The sequence below is a fragment of the Oceanibacterium hippocampi genome (genome assembly GCF_900172325.1).
GTDB classification, from domain to species: Bacteria; Pseudomonadota; Alphaproteobacteria; order Sneathiellales; family Sneathiellaceae; genus Oceanibacterium; species Oceanibacterium hippocampi.
Genome location: NZ_FWFR01000001.1, coordinates 1,082,893 through 1,099,564 on the forward strand (window position 1 = coordinate 1,082,893; position 16,672 = coordinate 1,099,564).

At 68.8% G+C, this 16,672-nt stretch carries 13 protein-coding genes; 9 read left to right on the forward strand and 4 right to left on the reverse strand.

Annotation, left to right across the window (positions count from 1 at the left end; genetic code table 11):
- Positions 1–61: 61 nt before the first annotated feature.
- The 3 genes from OCH7691_RS05025 (at position 62) to OCH7691_RS05035 (ending at position 3,274) form a co-directional block, all read left to right on the forward strand.
- Complete coding sequence (locus tag OCH7691_RS05025; protein ID WP_085882277.1) at positions 62–1,063, forward strand: ligase-associated DNA damage response exonuclease; 1,002 nt, start codon at positions 62–64, stop codon at positions 1,061–1,063.
- Complete coding sequence (locus tag OCH7691_RS05030; RefSeq protein ID WP_176244920.1) at positions 1,060–2,658, forward strand: cisplatin damage response ATP-dependent DNA ligase; 1,599 nt, start codon at positions 1,060–1,062, stop codon at positions 2,656–2,658. The genes OCH7691_RS05025 and OCH7691_RS05030 overlap by 4 nt, the downstream gene beginning before the upstream one ends.
- Before the next feature lie 67 nt (positions 2,659–2,725).
- Positions 2,726–3,274: a CC0125/CC1285 family lipoprotein gene (locus OCH7691_RS05035; RefSeq protein WP_176244921.1), complete on the forward strand. Its 549-nt coding sequence runs from the start codon at positions 2,726–2,728 to the stop codon at positions 3,272–3,274.
- Positions 3,275–3,287: 13 nt separating this feature from the next.
- On the opposite strand, the gene msrA is transcribed toward OCH7691_RS05035, so the two are convergent.
- Positions 3,288–3,761, reverse strand: coding sequence for a peptide-methionine (S)-S-oxide reductase MsrA (msrA, locus tag OCH7691_RS05040; RefSeq protein ID WP_085882280.1), 474 nt, complete (start codon positions 3,759–3,761; stop codon positions 3,288–3,290).
- A 275-nt stretch (positions 3,762–4,036) separates the two neighbouring features.
- Here msrA and OCH7691_RS05045 point away from each other — a divergent pair, with 275 nt between their 5' ends.
- Entirely contained in the window at positions 4,037–4,624 is a 588-nt protein-coding gene (locus OCH7691_RS05045) for a TetR/AcrR family transcriptional regulator (RefSeq protein ID WP_085882281.1), read from the forward strand.
- A gap of 58 nt (positions 4,625–4,682) precedes the next feature.
- Here the strand turns inward: OCH7691_RS05045 and OCH7691_RS05050 are convergent, their stop codons facing one another.
- Together OCH7691_RS05050 and OCH7691_RS05055 are read right to left on the reverse strand one after the other, a co-directional pair.
- A complete protein-coding gene (locus OCH7691_RS05050; protein ID WP_085882282.1) occupies positions 4,683–5,399 on the reverse strand; it encodes a hypothetical protein in 717 nt (238 codons plus the stop codon).
- A gap of 511 nt (positions 5,400–5,910) precedes the next feature.
- On the reverse strand, positions 5,911–7,245 hold the full coding sequence (locus tag OCH7691_RS05055) for an aspartate aminotransferase family protein (protein WP_085882283.1): 1,335 nt from the start codon (positions 7,243–7,245) through the stop codon (positions 5,911–5,913).
- Positions 7,246–7,401: 156 nt separating this feature from the next.
- On the opposite strand from OCH7691_RS05055, the gene OCH7691_RS05060 reads away from it, so the two are divergent.
- On the forward strand, positions 7,402–8,823 hold the full coding sequence (locus tag OCH7691_RS05060) for a dicarboxylate/amino acid:cation symporter (protein WP_139839515.1): 1,422 nt from the start codon (positions 7,402–7,404) through the stop codon (positions 8,821–8,823).
- Positions 8,824–8,843: 20 nt separating this feature from the next.
- Here OCH7691_RS05060 and OCH7691_RS05065 read toward each other — a convergent pair whose 3' ends face one another.
- On the reverse strand, positions 8,844–9,731 hold the full coding sequence (locus OCH7691_RS05065; RefSeq protein WP_085882285.1) for a dienelactone hydrolase family protein: 888 nt from the start codon (positions 9,729–9,731) through the stop codon (positions 8,844–8,846).
- A 67-nt stretch (positions 9,732–9,798) separates the two neighbouring features.
- On the opposite strand from OCH7691_RS05065, the gene OCH7691_RS05070 reads away from it, so the two are divergent.
- The 4 genes from OCH7691_RS05070 (at position 9,799) to OCH7691_RS05085 (ending at position 16,662) form a co-directional block, all read left to right on the forward strand.
- A complete protein-coding gene (locus OCH7691_RS05070) occupies positions 9,799–11,157 on the forward strand; it encodes an SH3 domain-containing protein (RefSeq protein WP_176244923.1) in 1,359 nt (452 codons plus the stop codon).
- 357 nt (positions 11,158–11,514) lie between these two features.
- Complete coding sequence (locus OCH7691_RS05075; RefSeq protein WP_139839516.1) at positions 11,515–12,903, forward strand: polysaccharide deacetylase family protein; 1,389 nt, start codon at positions 11,515–11,517, stop codon at positions 12,901–12,903.
- Positions 12,900–14,504, forward strand: coding sequence for a hypothetical protein (locus tag OCH7691_RS05080; RefSeq protein WP_085882288.1), 1,605 nt, complete (start codon positions 12,900–12,902; stop codon positions 14,502–14,504). The genes OCH7691_RS05075 and OCH7691_RS05080 overlap by 4 nt, the downstream gene beginning before the upstream one ends.
- A gap of 88 nt (positions 14,505–14,592) precedes the next feature.
- Complete coding sequence (locus tag OCH7691_RS05085) at positions 14,593–16,662, forward strand: hypothetical protein (protein WP_085882289.1); 2,070 nt, start codon at positions 14,593–14,595, stop codon at positions 16,660–16,662.
- Positions 16,663–16,672: the final 10 nt, after the last annotated feature.

Genomic DNA, 16,672 nt, shown 5'->3' on the forward strand with positions numbered 1-16,672 from the left:
ATGCGCCGCCGTTGGCGGGCGGACAAGGCCGCCCTATCCTTGGGCGGACGAGGATCAAGCCATGCCAGCCGAACCGTTGCTAACCGTGACCCGGGCCGGGCTCTATGTGCCGGACGGCGATTTCCATATCGACCCGACGCGCATCGTGCCGCGGGCGGTGATCACGCATGGCCATGCCGACCACGCCCGCGCCGGCCACGGCGCCGTGCTGGCGACGGCCGAGACGCTGGCGATCATGGAGGCGCGGATGGGCCCGCGTTTCGCGGCCAGCCGGCAGGCGCTCCGCTACGGCGAAAGGGCGGCGCTGGGCGGCGTGTCGCTTCGCCTGCTCTCTGCCGGGCATGTCCTCGGCAGCGCCCAGGCGGTGATCGAGAAGGGGGGCGTCCGGGCGATCGTCACCGGCGATTTCAAGCGCCGGGCCGATCCGGCGGCAGCGCCCTTCGAGCTTGTCGAGGCGGATCACCTGGTGACCGAGGCGACCTTCGGCCTGCCGGTCTTCCGCCACCCGCCGGCCGAGGGCGAGGTGGCAAAGCTGCTGCAATCGCTCCGGCTGTTCCCCGCGCGCCCGCACCTGGTCGGGGCCTACTCGCTCGGCAAGGCGCAGCGCCTGATCCTGCTGTTGCGCGCGGCCGGTTACGACCTGCCGATCTATTGCCATGACGCGGTGCTGAAGATCGTCGATGTCTATCGCCGCTTCGGGTACGACTTCGGTTCCTTGCGGTCGCTCGCCGGGGCGACGCCGGAGGCTTTCGCCGGGGCTGTCGCGATCGGCCCGCCTGAACGCCTCGCGCCTGCGCTCGACGGCCGCACGGCGCCGCCGGTGACCGTCTTCGCCTCGGGCTGGCTCGGCCTCCGGGCCCGTGCCCGGCGGAGCAACGTGATGCTGCCGCTGGTGATTTCCGATCACGCCGACTGGGACGAACTGACCCGGACGATCGACGAGGTCGCGCCGGCCCGCCTATGGGTCATGCACGGTGCGGAGGCGGCGCTCGTCCATCATGCCCGGCTGCGCGGGATCGAGGCCGGGCCGCTGCCGCCGGCGATCGACGCGGCGGTCCCGTGAACGCCTTCGCGGAACTGGCCGAACGGCTCGCCGACGGGCCCGAACGGGAGGCGACGATCCGCCGCCTGCGGGATTACCTGGCGACGACACCGGACCCGGAGCGGGGCTTCGCGCTGGCATTGCTCGCCGGCGCCGTGCGTCCGCCCGCGCTGGCCCCCGCCCGCCTCCGGGATCTGCTCACGGCGCGGGTCGACCCGGTGCTGCTCGGCCTGTCGGAGGATTATGTCGGCGATCTCGCGGAAACCGTCGCCCTGCTTTGGCCCGGGCCGTCAACCGCGGAAGCTGCGACAGGCGGGCCGCCGGGGCCGGCCGAGATCGTCGCGGGGCTCGCCGAATGCGGGGCCGGCGACCTGCCGGAGCTGCTGGCAGGCTGGCTCGATCGCGCCGACCCGGTGACCCGGCGGGTCTTGCTGCGGCTGGCCGGTGGACGGACGCGCCGGCGCGCACTCGTGCCGGCACGCCTTGTGCGCGCGGCGCTGGCCCGCTTCGGCGGCGTCAGCGAAACCCGGATCGAGGAACTGTGGCATGGCCTCTCGCCGCCCTATGCGGGGCTGTTCGCCTGGCTCGAGGGCGAGGCCGGGCCGCCGCGCAGCAACTTCGCCGCCCCCTATCGTCCGGTGATGGAGCCGCTGCCGCTCGAGGCGGCTCCGTCGGCCGCACTGGACCCGGCGCTGTTTGCCGCCGAATGGCAGTGGGACGGGCTCGGCGTGCAGCTCGTCGTCCATGGCGGCGACGCCCGGCTTTACGACCGTGCGGGCGACGACATTTCCGCCGCCTTTCCGGACCTGCTGGCGGCTGCGGACGGCGCAGGCACCCTGGACGGCGAATTGACGATCCGGACGGACGGTGTGATCGGGCCCCGCGACGCGCTGCGGCGGCGGCTCGGGCGGAAGACCGTCACCGCCAGGACGGTCGCCGAGCTCCCGGCGACGATCCGCGCCTATGATCTGCTGTTCGACGGCGACGAGGATCTCCGCCCGCTGCCCTTCCGGGACCGGCGCGCCCGCCTGGAAGACTGGCTCGCCCGGCACGGCGGCGCCGACGGCCGCCTCACGCTCTCGCCGCTGCTCGCCTTCGCGGACCGGGGCGCGCTCGACCGCCTTCGACAGGCCCCGCCGGCCGGTACCCGGGGGCTGGTCTGCAAGCGGCTCGACAGCACCTACGAACCCGGACACTCCCCGGCCTGGCTTTGCTGGCGACGGGCGCGCCGTCGCATCGATGCGGTGCTGATGTATGCCCGGCGGGGGCAGGGGGCGCTGTCGACGGTCCATGCGGACCTGACCGTCGGCGTCTGGCGGGACGGTGCGCTGGTCCCGATCGGCGCCGTCCCGGTCGCCCCGGACGCGGCGGATCTCGACGCGATCGACGGCTTCGTGCGGGAGAATGTCATCGCCCGCTTTGGCCCGGTCCGGGAAGTCGTGCATGAGGGGGACAGGGGGCTCGTTCTCGAACTCGCCTTCGACGGTGTCGAGCGGGCCGCCCGTCGCCGCGCCGGGCTGCAGCTCCGCGGCGCCAGCGTGGTCGGCATTCGGCCCGGGCGCCGACCGGACGAGGCGGCACGGCTCGCCGCGCTCGAGGACCTGCTGACCTCGTGACCGGGGTCACGTTGAAAGCCGGGCCGCCGATGCGCATCTCTGTTCCATGACAGATGCCGATCGAACCTTGCGGGGGAGCGTCCCGCGTGCCTGGCGCGCCGCGATGGCCGGCGGCCTGTTGCTGCTGCTCGCCGCCTGCGGCCATCCGACCGCCTACCAGCCGGAAGCCGACGGCTATGGCTATGGCGAGCAACAGATCGCCGAGGACCGCTTCCGGGTCAGCTTCTCCGGCAACAGCCTGACCGATCGCGTTACGGTGGAGAACTACCTGCTCTACCGGGCGGCCGAGGTGACGCTCAATTCCGGCAACGAGTATTTCGTCATCGTCACCAAGGAAACCGAGAAGGAAACGCGCGAATACAACACCTTCGGCGGTTATCCCCGGTTCGGTTACTACGGCTATGGCTGCTGCCCGTCACGGTCGGGCATCGGCGTCGGCTTCTCGACCGGCTTTCCGTACGGCGGCTCGACCCAGCGGACGAGCAAGTACACCGTCTATGCCGACATCCGGGTCATTCCGGGACCGATCCCGCCGAGCGACGAGAACGCGCTGCGCGCCATCGACGTGATCGGCCGCCTCGGCAATTCGATCGTTCGCGAGTATCCCGAGAGCTGACGCCGGCGAGATCCTAGAAGGAGCGTCGCCCGGCCGCGATCCCGTGCTTCTCGAAATATTGCTGATGCGTCGTGTCGGCGACCCAGAAGGCGCTTGCCATCTCGATCGAGGTGGCGATCTCGCCGTGTCGACCGGACGCCTGCAGTCGGGCCCGCGACGCCTCCGCCGCCTTGCGCTGATCCTGGTCCTTGCAGAAGATCACCGAGCGGTATTGCGGTCCAATATCGGGGCCCTGCCGGTTCTTCTGGCTGGGATCGTGACAATTCCAGAAGATGTCGAGCAGCGCGTCATAGCTGATTTCGTCCGGATCATAGTCGATCCGCACGACTTCCGCATGGCCGGTTCGTCCGCTACAGACATCGGAATAGCTCGGATGCGAGGTCGAGCCGCCGCAGAAGCCGACCGTAGTCCCCTGCACGCCCTCGATGCTCCGAAAAGCCGCTTCGACACCCCAGAAGCAACCACCACCAAAAATCGCTATCGTCATATCGCACCTCGACACGCCACGCTTCGCACGCAGGGCAACCGGACAGACATCACTGATTCGACACTAGGCGAGGGGATTCTGCTCCGCAATGGCGAAATTGCCATTTCGTGATATCTATATTGCAGATTTTTGGCGATCACCATCTGGTTACTTAATGACGTCGATCGCCATCCGTGGAATATTATTCGACAATTGCGTCGCGATCCCGTGGACACACGGAGCCGGTCGTAACCGGTGTGACGCGTTTGTCGCCACGTCGACAGGGCGGACGAGCAATGACAGGGAAAAGCGGCAAGAAAGCCGAGACGCGCGGCGCGCTCCTCGACGCGGCGGAAGCCGCGCTGATCGACGGAAAAGGTGACTGCGAGATCAGCGATGTGGCCCGTCGGGCCGGTGTCTCGATCGGCCTGAGCTATCACTACTACGATTCCAAGGACGCGCTGGTCGCGGCGGTGGTCGAGCGTTTCTACCGGCGGCTGGACGAAGCGGCGATGGCGATCAATCCCCTGCCGGCAGGGGAATGGGCGAGCCGAGAAGCCCGCCGCGTCAGACTTGTCGTGGAATTCCTCTTCGGCGCGCCGCTCGCCCCCTTCGTTCTCGGCGGCCTTGCCGGCGGCCCGCTTGTACAGGCGGCCGAGATCGAGGCCCGCGGTCGCTATGCCGCGCTCGCATCGGAGAATTTCAGCCGCGCCCGCCGGGTCGGGCTGATCGGCGCGGAAACGCCCGACCGGCTGCTCGCCGTGCAGGCGATGGGCGGGCTCTGGGCGGTCATCGAGGCCGCATTGCGGGAGCGCAAGAGACCATCGACGCAAACCGTGGCCGAGGCGATCTGGGCCAACATGGCGGCGATGCTGCGGCTCTGAACGGCGCGGCGGGTGCCGCCGGCGCGGCCACCGTGCAGGGAGCCGAAGCGGCGCCGCGTCAGATGTCGTCGACGGTCTGCGCGGCCGGCAGCACGATGCCGGCACAGTCGACGACCTCTTCCATGTCGCGGGCAAAGGCGAGCATGCGGAAGCGGACCGAATTGATCATGACCGCTGCGTCGCGGCGGCGGCGCGTGTCATCGCTCCGCTCGTACTCCGGCATGTTGTCGAAGATCGCCTGGCCGGCGTGGCGCGCGATGGCGTCGGTGCTGTCGGGCGGCATATCGGCGGCCGCGGCAAGGCGGTCGACGAAGGCCCTGTGCCGGGCTGCCCGGTCGGCGCGCTCGACGGGCAGGGGATAACTGTCGAGACCGTTCCGATGCACGGTCCGGAGCCAGTCGAGCAGGCCCCGCCTGGGTCGTCCCTGGGCGACCCGCAATTCCCGCTCGGCAATCAGAAGGATATCGGCGAGGCAAACCGCGTAGGCCTCCCACCGGGTCGACTCGAGCCGCGCGCGGAACTCCGCGTCGCCGAGCGAAGGCGGCGCCCTGAAGCCGGCGCGGGCGCGGAAATAACTGCGCACCGAACTCTGCGCCACCCGGGCCGCGGTAGCGATCAGGTAGTCGGCCAGTTCGTCGGCGCTGGCGATCCGAGGGCGCGGCAGCAGAATCCGTTTCAGGCCACCGGTGACCCCGCCGAAACCGGCGAGGTAGCCGTAATTCTCCCACAATGCGCCCTGCATTGCCTCGAGCGCCCTTTTCGGTGCGGCAGGCATGGCTCTCGTTTCCTTGTGACGCAGGCGGTTCCAGCTGCGTTCTGACGCTGGTGACCCGTCGCCCTCATGGCCGGACGGGCGCTGAGCTTCCCTTGCAGTCTAATATGCCGCCGGGCGGAGGGCACAGCAATATTGTGCCTTCCGCAAGGGAATCGGCGGTCGCGGGCGCGGCGACAGCACCGAACAGGAATGTCGCGCGGCTTCACAATTTCTTCACAATCGTCCGATATAACTGCTCACTGAATAGTGAATGGCGCTTCGGCGTACCGAGGCACGGGACTTGACCTCCCCCCCCGCCTGGCCCTGCTTCGGATCTGCCGCAAATCGATCCTTGCGATCCGCCGATCCCGCTGTTCATGCGCCGCGTAGCTTTAGGGCGCATTGGTCCGGTCGTCCCGTCAGCGCGTTGCGTATGGGCCGGCGGGCGGCCGGACCGCCTTTCTCTTCTCCGGATCTCTACAACTTTCCGCGGGCGCCGCAAGGCGCTCGCGGGTCTTTTTCGCGGAACCACTCAGGCCGCGGCATCCGCGAGCGCGCCGTCGACGGCGCGGCCGAGCTTGTCGACCAGTTCCGCGACCTCGGTCTCGCGGATGATGAAGGGCGGCGCGATCAGGACATGATCGCCGTTGCGCCCGTCGATCGTGCCGCTGCCGGGATAGCAGACCAGTCCCTCGTCCATCGCCCGGGCGCGGATCCGCGTCGCCAGCCGGGCCGACGGATCGAATGTCGCCTTGCTCGCCCGGTCCGCAACCAGCTCGATCGCCCGGAACAGACCGCGCCCGCGGATATCGCCGACATGCTGATGATTGCCGAAACGCTCGTGCAGGGCCGCGTCCAGTGTGTCACCCTGGCGGCGGACATTCTCGATCAGTCCGTCCCCCTCGATCACCTTCTGCACCGCGAGCGCACCGGCGCAGGCGGCGGCGTGCGCCATGTAGGTGTGGCCGTGCTGGAAGAAACCGGAGCCGTCGCGGATCGCGCCATAGATCTTTTCCGACGCGAACATCGCCCCGATAGGCTGGTAGCCGGCGCCGAGCCCCTTGGCGGTATAGAGGATGTCCGGGATGACGTCGTCCTGTTCGCAGGCGAAGAGCGTGCCGGTCCGGCCCATGCCGCACATCACCTCGTCGAGGATCAGCAGCACCCCGTGACGGTCGCAGACCTCGCGGATCGCCTTGAAATAGCCGAGCACCGGGGCGACCGCGCCGGCCGTCGCGCCGACCACCGGTTCGGCGACGAAGGCGAGCACGGTTTCGGGGCCGAGTCGCTCGATTTCCGCGTCGAGTTCGGCGGCAAGGCGCGCGACATAATCGGCGTCGCTCTCGCCCGGGCCCTGGTCGCGATAGGGATAGCAGGGCGAGACGTGGGCGACGTCGATCAGCATCTCCGCGTAGGGAACGCGGCGCGCCATGTTGCCGCCGACCGAGAGCGCGCCCACCGTGTTGCCGTGATAGGACTGGCGCCGGGCAATGAAGCGGCAGCGCTTCGGCTGGCCGATCTCCAGCATGTATTGCCGGGCGAGCTTGAGCGAGGCTTCCGCCGCCTCCGAGCCGCCGGAAATGAAATAGACATGATTGAGCGTGCCGGGCGAGCGGTCGGCGAGGAAGGTCGCCAGTTCCTCTGCCGGCTCGTTGGTGAAGAAGCCGGTGTGGGCGAAGGCGAGCGAGCCGACCTGCTTCTGGATCGCCTCGATCACCGCCGGATGGCCATGTCCGAGGCAGGACACGGCGGCGCCGCCGGAGCCGTCGAGATAGCGCTTGCCCGTTGAATCGATCAGGTAGACGCCCTCGCCACCGACGGCGACGGGCAGGCTGCCGTGGCAGCTCCGGTGGAAGACGTTGCTCATCTGGATTCCTCCTGAACGACGCCAGCCGGATCCAACTCCCTGCGGGCGTTTGTCTCAGATCAAGGTAGGTCGCCTTCGAAACCCCGACAATACGGGAGTTGTGAAGGGACGGTGCATCATTCCGCATGGCCGCCCCGGATTCAGACGGACAGTTTGGTGGGCAGAAATATCCTGCCGCGACCAATGCCGAACGAGGGACACTGGATGGTCAACGTTGCCCCCGAACTGGTGCAGGGCGGTGCGCGCCTGCAGTTGTTGCGTGGCCGGCTGTGGATCTGGGTGCGCGGACGGCTCTGGCTGCAGGTCGTCGCCGGGCTCGTTCTTGGCGTTGCCGTGGGTGTCCTGCTGGGTCCCGGCCTCGCGTTGGTGCCGCGCGATCTGGCGGCGATCATCGGCGAATGGCTGGCGGTGCCCGGTGCGATCTTCCTCGGGCTGATCGCGATGGTCCTGGTGCCGCTGGTACTGGTCTCGATCATCCAGGGGCTGACGGGCACACCCGACTCGGCGGCGCTGCGCCAGACCGGGTTCCGGTTTGCAATCTTCGTCGTCGCCACCACGGCGCTCGCCGCCATCGTCGGCATCTGGCTCGCTGTCGAGTTGCGGCCCGGTAGTTATGTGGACCTGGGCGCGATCGCGACTGACGGAACGGTTTCGCCGGGGAGTGCCGGCACGGTCCCGAGACGAGCCCCGGAACTGATCGCCAACCTGATCCCGAGCAACCCAGCAAAAGCGATCACCGAGCACGACATGCTGGCGATCGTCGTCCTCGCGGTGCTCACCGGCATCGCCTGCCGCCAGGCAAACCCGGCCCGCGTTGGCAGCTTCCTGCGATTTCTCGATGGCCTGCTCGAGGTCGCGATGACGATCGTCCGCTGGGCGATGTTCCTCGCCCCCTGGGCAGTCTTCGGGCTCATGGCCAGGCTGGTCTCGCAGGTCGGCATCGCGACCGTCGCCGGAATGGCGGTCTATGTCCTGGCGGTGCTGGCCGGGCTGATCCTGCTGCTGGCCCTCTATCTGGTCCTCGTCGCGATCATGGCCCGGCAGTCTCCCTGGACTTTTCTCAAGGCCATCGGTTCGGTGCAACTGCTTGCCTTCTCGACCTCGTCCTCGGCGGCGGTGATGCCGGTCTCGATGCAGACCGCGGTCGCCGGTCTCGGCGTGCCGCAGAACCTTGCCGGTGTCGTCATCCCGCTAGGCGCCACCGTCAACATGGCGGGCACCGCGCTCTATCAGGCGGTCGCCGTTGTTTTTCTCGCACAGATGTCGGGGGTCGCGCTCAGCCCCGCCGAATACGGGGTGATCGTCGCGACGCTGGTGGTCTCGTCGATCGGGGCGCCGGGGACCCCTGGTGTCAGTATCGTGATACTCGCCAATATTGTCGGCGACTTCGGAATTCCGAGCGCCGGGCTGGTGCTAATACTGGGCGTCGACCGGATCCTCGACATGGCGCGGACGGTCGTGAATGTCACCGGCGACCTTGCAGCCTGTGTCGTGCTGAGCGCGCTCCAGTCACCGGCCGCCGATGAAGACCGGGCGGACAGGCAACCGGAGGCGGGCGAAGAATCGCCGGGGTCCTGAGCCCGGCATCTTCGCGACCGTCAGTGGCCGTCGAGAAAGGTGCGGATCGCCTTGCGTGCCCGTTCCGCGTTGGCCAGGTCGGGCGAGTTCAGGATCGCGTGCCCGTTGCCCGGCAGGATGATCGATTCCGCGTCGGCCCGGCCATCGAAGACCTGCCCGCAATGTTCGCCGGGTTTGGCGGCATACCAGGGATCGCGGTCGCCGAGAATGGCCAGCAGCGGCGTATCGCGCGGCGCGCCGATGCCGTCATAGGGGCCGATGCCGCGGCAGTGCCAGCCGGTGATGACGCGACCGGACAGGCCGTTGCCCTCGTAGCGGGCGACCGCCATGCCGCCCTCGCTGAATCCATAGGCGAAGATCCGGTCATGATCGATCCAGGAGAGGCTGTGCAGCGCCTGGATCCCATAGGCCAGTTCCTGCAGCCGGTAGTCGTGCGATTCCGGTGCGCGCGAGGTCGCGAAGTCGGCGGTCGCACAGTTCGAACGCCGGCCCGCGCGGGCGAAGCTGTCGGGAATGAAGGTCGCGTAGCCCCATTCCATGAACAGGATGCGCGCGGCCTCTTCTTCGCCGCCGATCCCGTCGCAGCCGTGCATGAACAGTACCGCCGGCAGCCTCACCGTTTCGGGCATTTCCTGAACGGCGCGCTGGACGAAGGAATCGCGCCAGCGCCCGAAGATCGGCAGACGTCGTCCGCCAACCGGGGGAACGGCGATCAGCGCCGCCGTCCAGGCCGTCGACGGACCGTTGTCGGTCGCGCCCGCCGGTGCCGCCGGAGCGATCAGGACGAACCCGAGAAGCAGCAGGACAGCGCACCGCCATCGCCGGGAAAACGGGGCCCGCGAAAGGTCTCCATCAGGTCTCCGGGCTGTGATCGCAGTTACAGGCGGGTGGATCATGACTGGGCGCATCCGACATTAGTGATATACTTACTATACGTTGGCTGTAGGCATAATGAGCAAGGGACGGGCATCACAAATGAGTGCGACATTTCTGAGGGCAAGCTTCGGCGGCGCGACTGTCCTGATCGGGACCGCGATGCTGGTTCAGCCTGCCATGGCCCAGATGACCGCACCGATGGTCGGTGACCAATGGTCGTTCGAATGTCGGTCGAATGACGGGTCCAGTTTCCAGGAGACGTACCGCGTCGAGCGCAAGGACGGCGACAATATCCGTGTTGCCGTGGATTCGGCCGGGGCCAGCAACTGGTACGAGAAGCCCTTCTATCTGTTGCCGACCACGCTCGCCAGCGAAGAGAGCGCGTCCCGGCACAAGGGCACGATCAGCAGTCTCCCGTCCGAGTTCGAGGGGCTGAAGTCGCTCGACGTCGGCAGCCAGTTCAACGAATGGGTGGTCGAGCGGCGACCGAACGACCGGCTCAACTGGAGCTACAAGATCTCCGTCGTCGGCAAGGAGCTTTACTACAATCCCGGGCAAGGCGATCTGGAAGTCTACGCGATCGACGAGCAGCGCTATACCGGCCTCTATACCTCGAAGCTGCTGAGCTACTATTCGCCGAAGCTGCGCTTCCCGGTTTACTGGGAATATTCCGACAGCAACAACGCCGGAATCGAATGCAACCTGGTGACCGCGAGCCTGAGCGGACCGACCCCGATGGCGAGCACGCCGGCCACGCAATCGGTGCCGAATCCCTCGGAAACGCTGTACGCGACCGCGCTGGCGCTGGTTGCGTCGACGACCAGCAACATCCGCTCGGCGCCCAGCACCGCGTCGACGCGTCTCGGCTCGGTGACCGCCGGCGAGAATGTCGATGCACTGGCGGTGACCGAGGCGAACGGCGAACGCTGGTATCGCATCCGCACGCCTGACGGTCAGAGCGGTTATGTCTTCGCGCCGTTGCTCGCCCTTCGCGGCCAGACCGCGAGCGCGGCGCCGGTGATCGCGCCGGCCCCGGTCGCGCCGGCACCGGCAGCCGCGCCGACCCAGAGTGCCTCGGCGTCGCCCGCTCCGGCGGCGATGCCGGCGCCGACGGTGAGCGCGCTGCCCGACAGCGATCGCAGCGCGCGCCTCCTTGAACTCTACAAGTCCGGCCTGCTGACGCAGGAGGAATATACCGCCAAGCAGCGTGAGCTGCAGGGCGAGGTCGCGGTTGGCAGGCAGGCCGATGAGCTCAACGATATCAACCTGCGCTTCCGCCGGGGCGAACTCACGCCGGACAAGTTCATGCAGGCCCGGGCGAACGTCCTCGACACCATCAATCCCCGCGACATGAAGCCGAAGGAAGCCCTGACCCTGCTCGAACAGCTGCTCGAGGCGAAGCTGATCTCGCGGACCGAGTATGGCCGCAAGCGCCAGGCGATCATCGACGCGATCTGAGGTCGAACCCGCCTCCGGTCCGCGATCGTTCGCGATCGGCGGCGGACACCGGCGTGCCGCCGGCGCGGCTCCTGTCGCTCCGGCGCCGCGCCCGCGCGGAACCCGCCTCGCCGCATCCGCAAGCCACCCGGACCAGTCCCGTTTCCAGCCCGACTTCAGGTTCGCTGCCGGGCCGACACCGGGCGCGTGCCGATGCCTCGCGACGTCGGCGCAGTCAAGAAATCGTTAGTCCGGCAGTAAAGGTTTCCGTTATATCCTGATCGCACAAGGGGCGCCGGGGGACGCCCCGGGAGATGAGCGGCCCTGGTATGCCGCCCGGATTGCGGGCGGATACCGCAGGGATCGCGCAGGGTCTGGATGAACGAGCTTAGTGGCGTGATCGACATATTGCCGGCGGCAAAGCTGCACTATGCCGGGCAGATGCTCGGCTATTACGGTGTCGAGCTGTCGGCGCTGCCGCAATCGTTGCGCGCCGCCGATGTCGGTGAGCGCTGGCTGGTGCCGGACAATGGGCCGCCCGTCCTGCAGAACGTCATGCTGCCGGACTTCGCCGCCGACATCGCCATCGACGGCGCCCTGTTGATCCCGGCAAGCTGCATCGCCGATCCGACCGGCGGCTGGCACGGCGTCGACTGGTTCGCCGTCATCGCCTGGTACCTGCACGCGGTGCCCGAACGCGCGCACGAGGCGCGGCGCGGCCCGATCCATTCCTATGCCGCGAGGCTCGGCAACTGGGACAGCCGGCTCTGGGAGCATGCCTGGGCGAACCGGGCGGCGATGTTCCTGCGCCGCGCCGCCGCCCATCTCGCCGACCGCGACGAAACGGACCTGTTCGGTGCCTTTCCCGAGGCCCGGCTGGAACTCACCCACGATGTCGATGCGATCGCCAAGACCGGGGCGATCCGCCTGAAGCAGGCGGTCTTCTCGCTGGTCAATGTCGGACGTCATGTCGGGCGCCGGCGGCCCGGCGCCGCTCTGGTCTCGCTGTGGCGGGCCTTCCGCTTCCTGTGCTGGCCGTCCCGTGACTACTGGAATTTCGACCGCATCATGGCGGTCGAGAAGGCGGCCGGCCTGCGCAGCACGTTCCTCTTCTATGTCCGGGGCCGCCGCGCCCGCGGACGGGCGGCCCTGCGGCGGCGGCTGTTCGACCCCGGCTATGACGCCGGCGAGGTCGAGCTTGCCGGCGTCTACGAGGCGATCCGGAAGGGCGGCTGGTCGGTCGGTCTGCACCCGTCCTTCGATTCGTGGAACGCGCCGGTCGATATTCGCAGCCAGCGCCACATGCTGCAACGCGCCAGCGGCGTCCAGGTGCGCAGCTGCCGCCAGCACTGGTTGCGCTTCTCGTGGGAGCGAACCTGGCGGGCCCAGGTCGATGCCGGCCTCGAACTCGACTACACGCTCTGTTTCAACGAACGGCCGGGTTTCCGGATCAGCGCGGCGGTGACCTTCGACCCGCTGGACGAGGAAAGCGGATACCCCGTGGGCCTGCGCGCGACGCCGACGATCCTGATGGATTCCCATCTCTACGATTACGGCCTGATGGATGCGCGCGAGCGGCGGCGAACGATCGTCCGCCTGCTCGACGAGGTCCACGCGGTCGGCGGCGAGGCGGCGATCCTCTGGCATCCGCATGTGCTCAGCCGCGACTATGGCTGGGCCGACGGCTTCACCCAGCTGCTCGAGGAGATGGTCCGGATCGCGCGCCGCCCCCATCCGGTCAATGCCGCAAGGTTGCCGGCGCGGTGAGGGCGACGGCCGACGATCCCGCCGGCATCTATGCCCGCCGGATCGAGGAGCGGCTGCCGGGATTGCTCGCGGGCTTTGACGGCAATCCGGCGAGCGGCGCATCCGGGCTCGGCGACCGGCGCTACTGGGCGTGGAAGCTTTCCGATTTTGCCAACGCGACGCCGCAGGCGGCGGTCGGCGGCCTTGCCCGACTGCTCGCCGCCGGATTGCTGCCGGACGGGTTCGCCGAGGCGGCGATGCTTGCCCGGATCCGCGCGGCGATCGCCGCGACCAGGCGTATCGTCCGCCCGGACGGCTCGCTGGAGGAGGCCTTTCCGTACGAATCCTCCTACTGCGTCACCGCCCTTGTCGCGCACGAGTTCCTGGTCGCCCTCGACCTGCTCGGCGAGCGGCTGGCCGTGCGCGAGGCGGTGCTTGACATCGTCGCGCCGATGATCGGCCTGCTCCGGCGGGCGGACGAGGATCACGCGATGATCTCGAACCATCTGGCGACGGCGGCCGCGGCGCTCTACCGCTGGGAGGCGGCGACCGGCGACGGCAATACGGCGAAGGGCGAACAACTGCTCGGCCGGATCCTCGAGCGCCAGTCGCGGGAGGGCTGGTTCTCCGAATATGGCGGCGCCGATCCGGGCTACCAGACCCTCTGTACCGACTACCTGGCTGGTCTGCACCGCCTGCGGCCCGATCTTGGCCTGGCCGAACCGCTTGCCCGTTCGCTCCGGTTTCTCTGGCATTTCGCCCATCCGGACGGCTCGTTCGGCGGACTGTACGGCGCGCGCGCCACGCGCTTCCTCTATCCGGGCGGGATCGAGCTGATGGCCGGTGAGATCCCCGAGGCCGCCGCGCTCGCCGGTTTCGCCCGCGCCGGGATCGCCAGCCACCGCCATGTCGGGCTCGCGGCGATCGACGACGGCAACCTGGCGCCGATGTTCAACAGCTACGCACTTGCCGCCGTCACGGCCGCTGCGGCCCCGCTGCCGGGCGAGATCCCGACGCTCCCGGCCGAGACGGCGACCCCGTTCCGTGCGCGCTTCGACGAGGCCGGCCTGCTCGTCGACCGGGGGCCGGCCCATTACACGATCGTCTCCTGGAAGAAGGGCGGCGTCTGCCATCATCACAAGGGCATGGCGCCGGCCCACGTCAACGGCGGCGTGCTGGCCCGCGACCGGCGGGGGCGGCTGGTCTCGACGCAGGCCTATCGCGCCGACGGCACGATCGAGATCGACGGCGACGAGGCGGTCGTGCGGGCGCCCTTCACGCGGGTGCCGAACCGCCTGCCGACGCCGCTCGACTTCATCCTGCTCCGGCTCGCGGCGCTGACCGTGATGCGCGTGGCGCCGGTGCGTCGCTGGATCAAGCGGCGCCTCGTCCGGATGCTGATTTCCGGCGCGCGCGGGATCGGTGCCGTGAACGAGCGACGGCTCCGGCTCGGCCCAGATCTGACCGGCAGCGACCGCTGGCCGGACGGCGCCGGGTTGACGCCCGCGCCCGGTTCAGGCGGCCCGTTCAGCGCGATCCACATGGCCTCGCAGGGTTACTGGCAGGCCCAGGACGACGCCGGCGACGCGGCCCCGACCGACCCCGCCGTCACCGACCCTTGATGGGCCGGCGGGGTTCTGGTCTGTTGCTCGACCGGAATGGGCCTCCACGGGAGGTCCATCGCGATTCCGACCCGAGGCCAGGACACTGATGCGCGCCCACGAAACGGTCTTCCTTCCGGCGGTCGACGCGAACCGCGCGGGTGTCATCCGCGGCGCCTGGCTGAACGGGTTCGCCGAGCTTGCCCTGCCGCTCGCGTTCGCCGTCGCGATGATCCTTCAACGCCTCGGGATGCTGGATATCCTGCGCATCCGCGCGGGCTACAGCCCGGTCGATTACGTGACCTTCCGGCTTTGTCCGGAATGCTATGCCCGGGACTGGCCGCACCCGGCGATGCTCTACGACAAGTCGCTGCCGATGAACCTGCATGTGTGGCTGGAGCAGGCGGGATTGGTCAGCGCGGAGCAATTCCTGCCGTTCTATGTCGTATTGCAGGCGCTGGTGCTTGTCGGCGGCACGTGGATCCTGGCGCGCTCGCTCTTTCCGTCCCGCCTGCATGCGGTTGCCGGGCTTGCCGTCGTCACCTTCGGCCATGTCGCCGGGGCCAACCTGGCCGGGTTCGGCGACGGCCTGGCGCATTTCTCGCCGTATCTCTATTACAATTTCGCCCATGGCTTCGCGCTGGCGGGGCTCGGGTTCGTCCTGCGGCGGATGCCGCTCGCCGCCGCCCTGGCGCTTGCCGTGGCGATCCTCTCGCATGTGATGATCGGGCTCTACGCGGCCCTGTTCGCCGCGACCTTCCTGGCTGTCGCGCCTGTCCGGACGTGGCTCACGGCGCGCCACGCTGCAGGCGCGCTGATCGTCGCCGCGGCCGCGCTCTGGATGATCGTGCCGGAACTCGGCGCGCCGGCCGGCGACCCGATCGGGTCCGGGGAATGGTATCGGCGGATGCTGCTCTACACCGCGCATCTGTCGCCGGTCGAGACCGGGCTGTTCACCACGCGGCTCGGCCCGGTCGTGCTGCCCGTGCTGCTGCCGGTGATGCTCGCCGTCCTGATCGCGCTCGGCCGCTGGTCCGGCAGCGTGACGGAACGTTTCGTGCTCGCGGGCTGCCTCGCGCTCTCGGCGCTGACGGTGATCGGGCTCGCCTTGCCTTCCTTCACGCACGAGCCTTTCCTGCTGCGCCTGACATTGGCCCGAGCGAGCTATCTGGTCACCGTCATCGCCGTGCTGCTGGTCGCGGCCTGGCTTGCCGACCGGCTCTGCCGCGGCTCGGTTCTGCTGGCGGTCCCGGCAGCCTTCGCCTTGCTGGTCCTGCCGCTCACCCAGCCGGGTATCGCGGTGGTGCCCTGCCTCGCGGTTCTCTTGCTCGACAGCCTGCTCGACCCGGACTCCCCGAGGGCGGCCCGGCGATGGTTCGTGGCGGCGGTCGCCCTGCTGTTGCTTGTGGCGGCGCTGGTCGCCTGGTATTCAGGGATCCGGCCGGCCGGACTGGACCTGATGACCGGCGCGCTCAAGGGCACGATCGGCGGGATCGTTCCCCTGCTGCTGCTGAAGATCGCCGTGGTCGTGGCGGTGATCGCCCAGGGCCTTCGCCTCTTGGCCCGTTACTGGCCGGTGGCCGGGAATGTTGCCCCGGGGGCGGTGGTCCTGACCCTGCTCGTTGTCCTGATCGGGGTCGGCTGGTGGTCGGCCGACCTCCGCGCATCGCGACAGATCGCCCGGCACGGGGCAAGCGTCGCCGACAGTATGGCGGCGCAGCGCTGGCTCGCGGACCATACGCCGCGCGACAGCCTGTTCATCGCCCCGCCGGACGGGATGAATGGCTGGCGGGAGCTCTCGGCCCGGAGTTTCTTCGGCATGCCCCGCCACCTGATGCAGGGCTACAGCATCTACCGGTCGGACAAGGCGGTCCTGGCCGAGGGCGACCGGCGTCTCGCGGTCTTCGGCTTCGACGTGCGCGAAATCCCGTTGGCGGAGATTGCGGCGCGCGTGAGGGTCGATCCGACCTATTATCTCCGCGCGGTGAACGACGCGGCGCGGCGCGCCTACGACGGGATGACAGCCGAAGGATTTGCCCGGCTGCGGCGCGAGTACGGCGTCGACTATGCGGTCGTCCATGCCGGTCGCTGTCCGGATTGCGCGGGGCGCCTTCCGCGCTGCCATGCGGGACCGGTTTACGAAGTCTATGGCCTTGGCGGCCGTTGCGGCGACGATTGAGCGGAAACGC

Bases quoted from the DNA above. Each gene is read 5' to 3' on its own strand.
- OCH7691_RS05025 (WP_085882277.1), top strand. From the start codon at position 62: ATGCCAGCCGAACCGTTGCTAACCGTGACCCGGGCCGGGCTCTATGTG.
- msrA (WP_085882280.1), bottom strand. From the start codon at position 3,761: ATGACGATAGCGATTTTTGGTGGTGGTTGCTTCTGGGGTGTCGAAGCG.
- OCH7691_RS05045 (WP_085882281.1), top strand. From the start codon at position 4,037: ATGACAGGGAAAAGCGGCAAGAAAGCCGAGACGCGCGGCGCGCTCCTC.
- OCH7691_RS05050 (WP_085882282.1), bottom strand. From the start codon at position 5,399: ATGCCTGCCGCACCGAAAAGGGCGCTCGAGGCAATGCAGGGCGCATTG.
- OCH7691_RS05055 (WP_085882283.1), bottom strand. From the start codon at position 7,245: ATGAGCAACGTCTTCCACCGGAGCTGCCACGGCAGCCTGCCCGTCGCC.
- OCH7691_RS05065 (WP_085882285.1), bottom strand. From the start codon at position 9,731: ATGCGCCCAGTCATGATCCACCCGCCTGTAACTGCGATCACAGCCCGG.
- OCH7691_RS05070 (WP_176244923.1), top strand. From the start codon at position 9,799: ATGAGTGCGACATTTCTGAGGGCAAGCTTCGGCGGCGCGACTGTCCTG.
- OCH7691_RS05075 (WP_139839516.1), top strand. From the start codon at position 11,515: ATGAACGAGCTTAGTGGCGTGATCGACATATTGCCGGCGGCAAAGCTG.
- OCH7691_RS05085 (WP_085882289.1), top strand. From the start codon at position 14,593: ATGCGCGCCCACGAAACGGTCTTCCTTCCGGCGGTCGACGCGAACCGC.